This window comes from Bradyrhizobium sp., assembly GCF_019244115.1.
GTDB lineage: Bacteria > Pseudomonadota > Alphaproteobacteria > Rhizobiales > Xanthobacteraceae > Bradyrhizobium.
Map to the genome: position 1 here is coordinate 1 of NZ_JAFATE010000355.1, position 2,776 is coordinate 2,776.

The 2,776-nt window shown below is 61.6% G+C and carries 3 protein-coding genes; all 3 read left to right on the forward strand.

Annotated elements, in window-relative coordinates:
* The first annotated feature begins 289 nt into the window (after nt 1–289).
* The 3 genes from JOZ76_RS15725 (at nt 290) to JOZ76_RS15735 (ending at nt 2,666) form a co-directional block, all read left to right on the forward strand.
* The gene (locus JOZ76_RS15725; protein WP_291699533.1) at nt 290–1,564 is read left to right on the forward strand and encodes an IS701 family transposase; all 1,275 of its coding nucleotides are present in this window, start codon (nt 290–292) and stop codon (nt 1,562–1,564) included.
* A gap of 244 nt (nt 1,565–1,808) precedes the next feature.
* Nucleotides 1,809–2,159, forward strand: a complete 351-nt coding sequence (locus tag JOZ76_RS15730; protein WP_291699534.1) for a RidA family protein — start codon at nt 1,809–1,811, stop codon at nt 2,157–2,159.
* Nucleotides 2,160–2,300: 141 nt separating this feature from the next.
* Complete coding sequence (locus JOZ76_RS15735; protein WP_291699535.1) at nt 2,301–2,666, forward strand: nuclear transport factor 2 family protein; 366 nt, start codon at nt 2,301–2,303, stop codon at nt 2,664–2,666.
* Nucleotides 2,667–2,776 lie beyond the last annotated feature (110 nt).

Sequence of the window (2,776 nt, forward strand, 5' to 3'; positions counted from 1 at the left end):
GTATCGGAGACGTTGGTGTGGGTGTGCCACGGCACCTTCTGTGTCGGCGAAAGCTGCAGCTCGGTGATGCGAAAGCCGGGACGCTCGGCATGGCGAGCGCGGCGTTCGACCTCGTAGAGGTGACTGGCGTCCTTGATCGATTGTCCCTGGCTCATGTGGACCTCCTTTGATGCCTCAGCTGCGTGGCTGCGTAGGGCGGATTAGTACTACTGAGTCAAGCGGTCGCAGGCAGTGAGGCTTGGGAATCAAGTAATTGAAGAGATTCAACGATTGGCACGCGGAGGGCCAGATGGATCTCGATCAGAGCGAAGCGCGGTTCGCGTCGTATATTGCTGGACTTGGAAGCGTGATCGGTCACGCGGAGCGAACGAGGCCGTTGCGCGACTATTGCATGGGGCTGGTGTTACCCGGTGAACGCAAGAGCGTTGAGCCGATGGCGGCACGGACGGCTCCCGCGAGGACGTCCGCACAGCACCAGTCGTTGCTGCACTTTGTCGCCAACGCGGACTGGTCGGACGAGGCGGTGCTGGCCAAGGTCCGCGAGATCGTGCTGCCGGCGATCGAGAAGAGCGGTCCGATCGAGGCGTGGATCATCGACGACACCTCGTTCCCCAAGCAAGGTAAGCATTCGGTCGGCGTGCACCATCAATACTGCGGACAGCTCGGCAAGCAGGCCAATTGCCAGGTCGCGGTCTCGCTCTCGATCGCCAATCATGCGGCCAGCCTTCCGGTGGCCTATCGGCTGTATCTGCCGGAAGCCTGGACGAAGGATCGTACCCGGCGCAAGAAGGCGGGCGTTCCGAAGCAGATCAAGTTCAAGACCAAGCTGGAGATCGCGCTAGAGCAGATACGTTGGGCCTGCGAGGCCGGCCTGCCGCGTGGTGTCGGCTTGATGGATGCGGCCTATGGCAGGGACTCGCAGTTGCGCGCAGGCATGACAGCCTTGGGGGTGCTCTATATGGTCGGCATCGTACCGGACATCCTGATGTGGCGGCCCGGCACCGGCCCGCGGCGTATGGACAAGCCGATGAACAATACCGGTCGCCGTGATGAGCCCGATCTGGTCTCGGCCAAGCAGGTAGCACTTGCCCTGCCGAAGCGGGCCTGGCGCACGGTGACATGGCGGGAAGGCTCCGCCGAGCAACTGTCTTCGCGCTTTGCGCGTGTGCGTCTTCGTGTCGGGTACCCCAAGCTGATCCCTGAGAATTTGTCGCCGGAGTGGTTGTTGGTCGAATGGCCCGAGGGCGAAGCAGAACCGACCAAATACTGGCTCTCCACACTGCCGGAGGACATCAGCTTCGAAAAGCTCGTCGACTTTGCCAAGCTGCGCTGGCGCATCGAGCGCGACTATCAGGAACTCAAGCAGGAGGTTGGTCTCGGTCACTACGAGGGACGCGGCTGGCGAGGCTTCCACCATCACGCAACGCTGTGTATCGCAGCCTATGGATTCCTCATCGCCGAACAGGCGACGATTCCCCCCTCAGCATCTCGTTCCGCCATGCCGTTCCAGGTCCCTCCCATACCCGACAACTATCGACCCCGAGGCTCAGCCCTTGCGGCCTGAACGCCATGTCCCGAACTCGATCGCAACCATGCGCACCCGCTTGATCCGTGCCCTCATCAAAACCTTGCCACGGTGTCCGTGCTGCGGAGCCAGTGCAGCATCAAATGGACGTCGACGCCCGTGACGCAGTAAGATTAGCGCAAGCGTAATCCGCCATGCCGATATGCGACGACCGCGGCGGGTTACGCTGGCGCTAAGGCGCCCTACAGGCTAGTAGATAGCGCCATTCAAGTCGGAGAACCCAATGAGCATTGAGCGTTTTGAAACCGGGCCGCGCATGAGCCAGGTCGTCGTCCACGGCAACACCGTCTATCTCGCCGGCGTGGTCGCCAACAAGGCCAAGGGCAAGAGCACCACCGAGCAGACCCAGGAAATCCTGTCGATCATCGACGGACATCTGGCCAAGGCCGGCACCGACAAGTCGAAGCTGCTGTCGACCAACATCTACATCACCGACATGAAGAATTTCGCGGAGATGAACGCGGTGTGGGACAAGTGGGTCTCGCCGGGCAACACGCCGGCCCGCGCCACCGTGCAGGCCGGGCTCGCGGCTGCGGAATATCTGGTCGAGATCATGGTGGTCGCGGCGAAGTAAGCTGCGGTCATCACAGCATTGCCCTGAAACGGCAGCCTCGCGGCTGCCGTTTTTGTTGACCTCGGAGGTAATCGATCTGACGTCGTCGTCGCTCGATATTGGGGCCGCCGAACAGGACGGCTCAACGACAGGAGAGGTGACATGACCGATATGAACACGATTGCCCGCCGCTATATCGAGCTCTGGAACGAGCGCACGCCGAGCCGCCGCCGCGAGATGCTCGCCTCCGACTGGACCGCGGACGCGCGCTATGTCGATCCCATCATGAGCGGCGATGGCCATGACGGCGTCGACGCGCTGATCGCGGGCGTGCAGCAGCGCTTTCCCGATTTCAAATTCACCTTGATCGGCGAGCCCAACGGCTATGGCGACCAGCTCCGCTTCCAGTGGGGCCTGGGCCCGGACGGTGTCGACAGCCCGATCAAGGGCACCGACTTCGCATTGTTGAAAGAAGGGCGCATCCGCTCCATCACCGGTTTCCTCGACCAGGTGCCTGCGAGCGCGTGACCTTCGAGAGAGCGTAACGCGCACTAAAGCGCGATGAATCCTCATCGCGCTTTGGGTCTTTGTTTGCGCATGATCTTTTCGGAAAACCGCTTCACACTTTTCCGGATCAT

Bases quoted from the DNA above. Each gene is read 5' to 3' on its own strand.
- JOZ76_RS15725 (WP_291699533.1), top strand. From the start codon at position 290: ATGGATCTCGATCAGAGCGAAGCGCGGTTCGCGTCGTATATTGCTGGA.
- JOZ76_RS15730 (WP_291699534.1), top strand. From the start codon at position 1,809: ATGAGCATTGAGCGTTTTGAAACCGGGCCGCGCATGAGCCAGGTCGTC.
- JOZ76_RS15735 (WP_291699535.1), top strand. From the start codon at position 2,301: ATGACCGATATGAACACGATTGCCCGCCGCTATATCGAGCTCTGGAAC.